The organism is Variovorax sp. P1_H12_2 (genome assembly GCF_056405335.1).
Genome location: NZ_JBFUCI010000324.1, coordinates 1 through 7407 on the forward strand (window position 1 = coordinate 1; position 7407 = coordinate 7407).

Annotated in this window: 8 protein-coding genes; all 8 read left to right on the forward strand. The window is 68.1% G+C overall.

Annotation, left to right across the window (positions count from 1 at the left end):
- The first annotated feature begins 195 nt into the window (after positions 1 to 195).
- Positions 196 to 621, forward strand: coding sequence for a nucleoside-diphosphate kinase (ndk, locus tag AC1D2K_RS25540; RefSeq protein ID WP_478091997.1), 426 nt, complete (start codon positions 196 to 198; stop codon positions 619 to 621).
- 157 nt (positions 622 to 778) lie between these two features.
- Positions 779 to 1927 carry a dual-specificity RNA methyltransferase RlmN gene (rlmN, locus tag AC1D2K_RS25545; protein ID WP_478091999.1) on the forward strand — a complete coding sequence of 383 codons (1149 nt, stop codon included), beginning with the start codon at positions 779 to 781 and terminating at the stop codon, positions 1925 to 1927.
- Between the two features lie 4 nt (positions 1928 to 1931).
- Positions 1932 to 2765 (forward strand): type IV pilus biogenesis/stability protein PilW, encoded by an 834-nt coding sequence (gene pilW / locus AC1D2K_RS25550; RefSeq protein WP_478092001.1) that lies wholly within the window; start codon positions 1932 to 1934, stop codon positions 2763 to 2765.
- Positions 2758 to 3666 (forward strand): helix-turn-helix domain-containing protein, encoded by a 909-nt coding sequence (locus tag AC1D2K_RS25555; protein WP_478092003.1) that lies wholly within the window; start codon positions 2758 to 2760, stop codon positions 3664 to 3666. Before pilW ends, AC1D2K_RS25555 begins: the two co-directional genes overlap by 8 nt.
- A gap of 8 nt (positions 3667 to 3674) precedes the next feature.
- The gene (gene ispG / locus AC1D2K_RS25560; RefSeq protein WP_478092005.1) at positions 3675 to 4967 is read left to right on the forward strand and encodes a flavodoxin-dependent (E)-4-hydroxy-3-methylbut-2-enyl-diphosphate synthase; all 1293 of its coding nucleotides are present in this window, start codon (positions 3675 to 3677) and stop codon (positions 4965 to 4967) included.
- 9 nt (positions 4968 to 4976) lie between these two features.
- The gene (gene hisS, locus AC1D2K_RS25565) at positions 4977 to 6290 is read left to right on the forward strand and encodes a histidine--tRNA ligase (RefSeq protein WP_478092006.1); all 1314 of its coding nucleotides are present in this window, start codon (positions 4977 to 4979) and stop codon (positions 6288 to 6290) included.
- A gap of 3 nt (positions 6291 to 6293) precedes the next feature.
- On the forward strand, positions 6294 to 6989 hold the full coding sequence (locus AC1D2K_RS25570; RefSeq protein ID WP_478092008.1) for a YfgM family protein: 696 nt from the start codon (positions 6294 to 6296) through the stop codon (positions 6987 to 6989).
- Positions 6986 to 7407 (forward strand): outer membrane protein assembly factor BamB family protein (locus AC1D2K_RS25575; RefSeq protein WP_478092010.1); only part of this gene is annotated, 422 nt, incomplete at its 3' end. The genes AC1D2K_RS25570 and AC1D2K_RS25575, both read left to right, overlap by 4 nt.

Consider the following 7407-nt stretch of genomic DNA (forward strand, 5'->3'; position numbering starts at 1 on the left):
GCCAGGGCGGGCCCGGCGGGCCGGGCGGTCGTCGCCGYGGTCGCTGAAATTCGGCGCGCTGGCGGACTTTCGCTGCGCGAAAGCGAGCGGGACTGCCGCGCCGGTTAAAATCAGAGGCTTTGTCAAGGCTCGCAACCTGTGTGTTGCGAGCCGGACGGAACTCATCCAGATTCAAGCTCTCAGGAAAACACTTCAATGGCCATCGAACGCACTCTCTCCATCATCAAGCCCGACGCCGTCGCCAAGAACGTCGTCGGCAAGATCGTCTCCCGCTTCGAGGCCGCCGGCCTCAAGATCGTGGCAGCCAAGCTGATCCATCTGTCGCGCAGCGAAGCCGAACAGTTCTACGCCGTCCACAAGGAGCGCCCCTTCTTCAAGGATCTGGTCGAATTCATGATCTCCGGCCCGGTGTTCGTGCAGGCGCTCGAGGGCGAGAACGCCATCGCCAAGAACCGCGACCTGATGGGCGCCACCGACCCCAAGAAGGCCGCCCCCGGCACCATCCGCGCCGACTTCGCCGACAGCATCGATGCCAACGCGGTGCATGGTTCCGACGCCCCTGAGACCGCACAGGTCGAGATCGCGTTCTTCTTCGCTGGCCTGAACGTCTACGCCAGGTAAATGACTCTCCCCCAGGTTGGCTCACTGCGTGTAGCCGCCCACCCCCTCGCCGGGGGCAATACCAGCGGCCCGGCAAAGCCGGTTCCGCGGTATTTCTGGAAGGCTGCGCTTGCGGGCTCCTTGGGGGCCGTGTGAGTGTTCGCAACTTGGGTTTGATATGACCACGGCCAACCTGCTCGACTTCGATCTGGAGGGATTGGCCGCGTTCTGCGAACGGCTGGGCGAGAAGCGTTTCCGCGCGACGCAGCTGTTCCGCTGGATCCACCAGCGGGGTGCTGCGGATTTCGCGCACATGACCGACCTGGCGAAGTCGCTGCGCGAGAAGCTCGCGACCACGGCCCGGGTCGAGCCGCTGCCGGTGCTCACGCAGCACGAATCGGCGGACGGCACCATCAAATGGCTGTTCGACGTCGGCGACGGCAACGCAGTCGAGGCCGTGTTCATTCCCGAGGACGACCGCGGCACGCTGTGCGTGTCCTCGCAGGCCGGCTGCGCGGTCGGCTGCCGCTTCTGCTCGACCGGACACCAGGGCTTCAGCCGCAACCTGACGACCGGCGAGATCACCGCCCAGCTGTGGTTCGCCGAGCATTTCCTGCGCAAGCACCTCGGCCGCAGCGAACGCGTGATCTCCAACGTCGTGATGATGGGCATGGGCGAACCGCTGCAGAACTACGCGGCGCTGGTGCCGGCACTGCGCACCATGCTCGACGACAACGCCTACGGCCTGTCGCGCCGCCGCGTGACGGTGTCGACCTCCGGCGTGGTGCCGATGATCGACCGGCTCGGCGGCGATTGCCCGGTCGCGCTCGCGGTGTCGCTGCACGCGCCCAACGATGCGTTGCGCGACGACCTCGTGCCGCTCAATCGGAAATACCCGATCGCCGAACTGCTCGAGGCCTGCAAGCGCTACCTCGCGCATGCGCCGCGCGATTTCATCACCTTCGAATACTGCATGCTGGACGGCGTGAACGACAAGCCCGAGCACGCGCGACAGTTGCTCGAACTCGTGCGTTCGGCTGGCGTCTCCTGCAAGTTCAACCTGATTCCGTTCAATCCTTTCCCGGCGTCGGGCCTGCTGCGTTCGCCGCAACCTCGTGTCCTGGCTTTCGCCAAGGTGCTGAGCGAAGCCGGGATCGTGACCACCGTGCGCAAGACGCGCGGTGACGACATCGACGCCGCCTGCGGCCAGCTGGCCGGCGACGTCAAAGACCGCACGCATGCGGCCGAGCGCATGGCGCAGCGGCGCATCGTGGTGCTTCATCCGGCCCGCGACGGAGCCGCCACATCCAATGCCYAGGAGCAATGATCCGATGAGCAAGGCCTTTCCGAATGCACGCGCGCTGATGCTGCAGGTCTCCTGTGGCGTCGCTGCAGCCTTCCTGCTGGCGGGCTGTGTCAACACCAAGAATGGCGTGCTGCAGACCTCGGCCAGCAAGGACGCGCCGATCATGACGGACTCCGACGAGAGCAATGGCCGCAAGCGTGCCAAGCTGCGCATCGAATTGGCGATCGGTTACTTCCAGCAGGGCCAGACCACGGTGGCGCTCGACGAGATCAAGCAGGCGCTGGTGGCCGATCCGACCTTCGCCGACGCCTACAACCTGCGCGGCCTGGTCTACATGCGGCTCGACGATCCAGCGCAGGCCGAAGACAGCTTCCGGCGGGCCATCGCGCTCGACCCGCGTGAGCCCAACGTGCTGCACAACTACGGCTGGCTGCTGTGCCAGCAGAACCGCTACGCCGATGCCCAGCAGCAGTTCAGCGCCGCGCTCGCCGCGCCCAACTACTCGGATCGCGCCAAGACGCTGATGACGCAGGGCGTCTGCCAGCTGAAGGCGGGGCAGCGTGCCGAAGCCGAGCGCAGCCTGATGCAGGCCTACGAGATCGATGCCGGCAATCCGGTCATCGGCTACAACCTCGCCTCGATACTGATGCAGCGCCAGGATTGGTCGCGGGCCCAGTTCTACATCCGGCGCGTCAACAACAGCCCGGCTGCCAGCGCCGAGACGCTGTGGCTCGGCATCAAGGTCGAACGCCAGCTCAACAACCGCGAATCGGTCGCGCAGCTGGCGGGCCAATTGCAACGGCGCTTCCCCCAGTCGCGGGAGGCGATTGCGTACGAACGCGGGAATTTCAATGATTGAGCGGGCCAGTGAATTCGGGGCCTCGGCTGCGGTGCCTCTGGTGGGAGGCGACAGCACCCACATGACGGCCGGCGCCATGCTGAGGGAGGCGCGGGAGGCGCACGGGCTGCACCTCGAGATGATCGCGGCCGCGCTCAAGGTGACGCCGCAGAAGCTTGCCGCGCTCGAGGCGGACGACATCGATTCGCTGCCCGATCCGGTGTTCGCACGGGCCCTGGCCGCCAGCGTCAGCCGGGCGCTGCGGATCGATCCTGCACCGGTGCTGGCCAAGCTGCCGGGCATCCAGCGGCCGGGCTTGGCAGAGGCCGACCGCACCATCAGCAGGAGCCTGCGCTCGTCGGTGCCGCGTTCGGGCTCCGGGTCGGGCTGGCGCCCGTCCCGGGCCCTGATGGCCGTGGTGGGGTTGCTGCTGGTCGGCGCGGCGGTGTTGTTCTGGTTGCCGCAGTCGGTGTTCGACCAGCTCGGCACCTCGATCGCGCACCTGACTTCCCGGGATGATGCGGCGTCCGAATCGGCCAGCGCGCCYGTCGCGGCGACGGCACCCGTCGAGGCGGTGGCGCCGGGGGCTGCCCCGCTGGCGCCGCCTGCCGAGGCCGTTGCGCCAGTCGCGGCCGAGCCGCCTGCGGCCGCCACTGCGCCGCCGGCCGTCGCCGACGCCAATGACCTGGTCGTGTTCATCGCCCGCGAGGACTCGTGGATCACCGTCACCGAGCCCGGCGGCAAGCARCTGCTGCGGCGCAYGGTCAAGGCCGGCGAAACGGTGGGGCTGTCCGGCAGCCTGCCGCTGTCGGTGGTGATCGGCCGCGCCTCGGTGGTCGATGTTCGGGTCCGCGGCAAGGCCTTCGACCTGGCGCCGATCACGCGCGCCGGTGGCGTGGCACGCTTCGAGGTCAAATCCTGAGGCCAGTCATGACAGACATTTCGAATCCCCTCGGCTGCCTGCCGATCGAACCCGCCGCGCCGCTGGGCCGGCGCTCGCGCCAGGCCCGCGTGGTCTGGGGGGCGCGCACGGTCACCGTGGGCGGCGACGCGCCGGTGCGCGTGCAGTCGATGACCAACACCGACACGGTCGATGCGGTCGGCACCGCGATCCAGGTCAAGGAGCTCGCGATCGCCGGCTCCGAGATGGTCCGCATCACGGTCAACACGCCCGAGGCCGCGGCCCAGGTGCCCTACATCCGCGAGCAGCTCGACCGCATGGGCATCGACGTGCCGCTGATCGGCGACTTCCACTACAACGGCCACCGCCTGCTGACCGACTATCCGGCCTGCGCCGAGGCGCTCAGCAAGTACCGCATCAATCCGGGCAACGTCGGCAAGGGCGACAAGCACGACCGCCAGTTCGGCCAGATGATCGATGCCGCGATGCGCTGGAACAAGCCGGTGCGCATCGGCGTCAACTGGGGCAGCCTCGACCAGGAATTGCTGGCCAATCTGATGGACATCAACAGCCGGCGCGCCGAACCCTGGGACGCCAAGCCGGTGATGTACGAGGCGCTCGTCACTTCGGCCATCGATTCCGCGAAGCTCGCCGAGTCGATGGGCATGCCGGGCAGCCAGATCATCCTGAGCTGCAAGGTCAGCGGCGTGCAGGACCTGATCTCGGTCTACCGCGAACTGGCGCGCCGCTGCGACTACACGCTGCACCTGGGCCTGACCGAGGCCGGCATGGGCACCAAGGGCACGGTGGCCTCGGCCACGGCGCTGTCGATCCTGCTGCAGGAAGGCATCGGGGACACGATCCGCGTCTCGCTGACGCCGCAGCCCGGCGAAGCGCGCACGCAAGAGGTGCTGATCGCCAACGAGATCCTGCAGGCGCTGGGCCTGCGCGTGTTCGTGCCGAGCGTCACCGCCTGCCCGGGCTGCGGCCGCACCACCAGCACCACCTTCCAGGAACTGGCCAAGCAGATCGACGACTACCTGCGCCTGCAGATGCCGGTCTGGCGCACCAAGTACCCGGGCGTCGAGACGATGAAGGTGGCCGTCATGGGCTGCATCGTCAACGGTCCGGGCGAAAGCAAGCATGCCGACATCGGCATCAGCCTGCCGGGCACCGGCGAAGCCCCCGCCGCGCCGGTCTTCATCGACGGCGAAAAGGCACTCACGCTGCGCGGCGACAACATCGCCAACGAATTCCACCAGCTGGTCGAAACCTACATTGAAAAACGCTTCGGCAGCGGCATCGCTTCCGAAGTCGCCTGAGCTCCATCCATGGCTGAAAAAATCAGTGCCGTCAAAGGCATGAACGACATATTGCCGCCCGATTCGGCGCGCTGGGAGTGGCTCGAAGCCATCGTGCGCGACCTCATGGGGCGCTACGCGTACCGCAATATCCGCACGCCCATCCTCGAGCAGACGGCGCTGTTCGTGCGCGGCATCGGCGAGGTCACCGACATCGTCGAGAAGGAGATGTACGCCTTCGAGGACCGGTCCGACAAGCACGGCCAGGCGGAGCACCTGGCGATGCGGCCCGAGAACACGGCCGGCGTCGTGCGCGCCGTTATCGAAAGCAACCTGCTCTACGAGGGCCCGCGGCGCCTCTGGTACACCGGTCCCATGTTCCGGCGCGAGAAGCCACAGCGCGGCCGCTATCGCCAGTTCCACCAGATCGGCGCCGAGGCGCTCGGCTTCGCCGGGCCCGATGTCGATGCCGAACTGATCCTGCTGGCGGCGGCGCTCTGGAAGGCGATCGGACTGACGGATGTGCGGCTGGAGCTCAACAGCCTGGGCCAGCCGGCCGAGCGGGCACTGCACCGCGCCCAGCTGATCGCTCACTTCGAACAGCACGCCGACAAGCTCGACGAGGACGGCAAGCGCCGTCTGCACAGCAATCCGCTGCGCATCCTCGACACCAAGAACCCGGCCATGAAGGGCGTCGTCGAGTCGGCCCCGAAGCTGCTGGACTTCCTCGGTGCGGAGTCGCTGGCGCACTTCAATGGCCTGCGCGCGATCCTCGACGCCAACGGCGTCGCGTACACGATCAACCCGCGGCTGGTGCGCGGCCTGGACTACTACAACCTCAGCGTTTTCGAGTTCGTGACCGACCGGCTCGGCTCGCAGGGCACCGTCTGCGCAGGCGGCCGCTACGACGACCTGATCGTGCAGATCGGCGGCAAGGCGGYACCCGCGGTGGGCTGGGCGCTGGGCGTCGAGCGCGTGCTCGAGCTGGTGAAGGAGCAGGGCACGCAGATCCCGCTGCCGGTGCCCGATGTCTATGCGGTGGTGCCTGACGCCGCCGCGATGCCGGTGGCGCTGCGCACGCTGCAGCAACTGCGCGACGCCGGTGTCCGGGCCCAGATGCACGCGGCCACTGTCGACGGCCTCGGCAGCTTCAAGTCGCAGTTCAAGAAGGCCGACGCCAGCGGTGCGTCGCATGCGCTGGTCTTCGGCGCCGACGAGCTTGCCCGCGGCGAAGTCACGGTCAAGGCGCTGCGCGACGGCGGCGGCGCGCAGAGCACCCGGCCGCTGGCCGAACTGGCCACCTGGGCCGCCACCCTACAATCCTCGGCTCCCAACAACTCATAGCGCATGGCCACCCATCTCGACCTCGAAGAACAGGAACAGCTCGACCAGCTCAAGCATTTCTGGAACACCTACGGCACCCTGATCACCTGGGTCGTGCTGCTCGCGGCCGGCGCCTTCGTGGCCTGGAACGGCTGGCAGTACTTCCAGCGCAGCAAGGCGCTGCAGGCCTCGACGCTCTACGACGAGGTCGAGCGCAGCGCCCAGGCCGGCGACACCGCCCGCATCGAGCGCGCGCTGGCCGACATGAAGGACAAGTTCGCCAGCACCGCCTACGCCCAGCAGGCCGGCCTGCTGGCGGCTCGGGCGCTCTACGACAAGGGCAACGCCGAAGGATCGCGCGGTGCGCTGGCCTGGGTCTCGGAGCATGCGGTCGACCCGGGCTACCAGGCGGTTGCCCGGTTGCGGCTGGCTGCCGAGCTGCTCGAAGCCAAGCAGTACGACGAGGCGCTGAAGGCRCTCTCGGGCAATGTGCCGAAGGAATTCGACGCACTGGTGGCCGACCGCAGGGGCGATGTCCTCCTTGCGCAGGGCAAGCGCGACGAGGCCAAGGCCGAGTACCTCAAGGCCCTGGCGGCCTTCGAACCGGGCACCGACTACCGTCGCCTGGTCGAAATCAAGCTCAACGCCGTCGGCGTCGACCCGAAGAGCCTGGCTCCGGCGGCCGGTGGCGCGGCATCCCCAGCCAAGACCACACCATGAATCTGAAGCGTTATACGACCCTGGCGCCCGCGCTGCGTATCGGGGCCGCCGCGGCATTGATCGCGGCGCTCGCGGCGTGCATCGGCACGTCGCGGCCGAAGCCCGCCGAACTGCCGCCCAGCGTGGCCCTGATGGGCATCAAGCAGGCCTGGAGCATGCGCATCCCGGAGGTGAGCTTCCCGCTCTCGACCATCGTGAACGGCGATCAGATCGCTGTCGCCAGCGGCGACGGCGTCGTGGTCGTGTTCGACGCCCGTGCCGGCACCGAGCTCTGGCGCGCCAAGGTCGGCGCGCCGCTGGCCGCCGGCGTCGGCAGCGACGGCAGGCTGGTCGCCGTGGTCACGGCCAACAGCGAGCTGGTGGCGCTGGAGGCCGGCAAGGTGCTCTGGAAGGAGCGGCTCACGGCCCAGGCCTACAC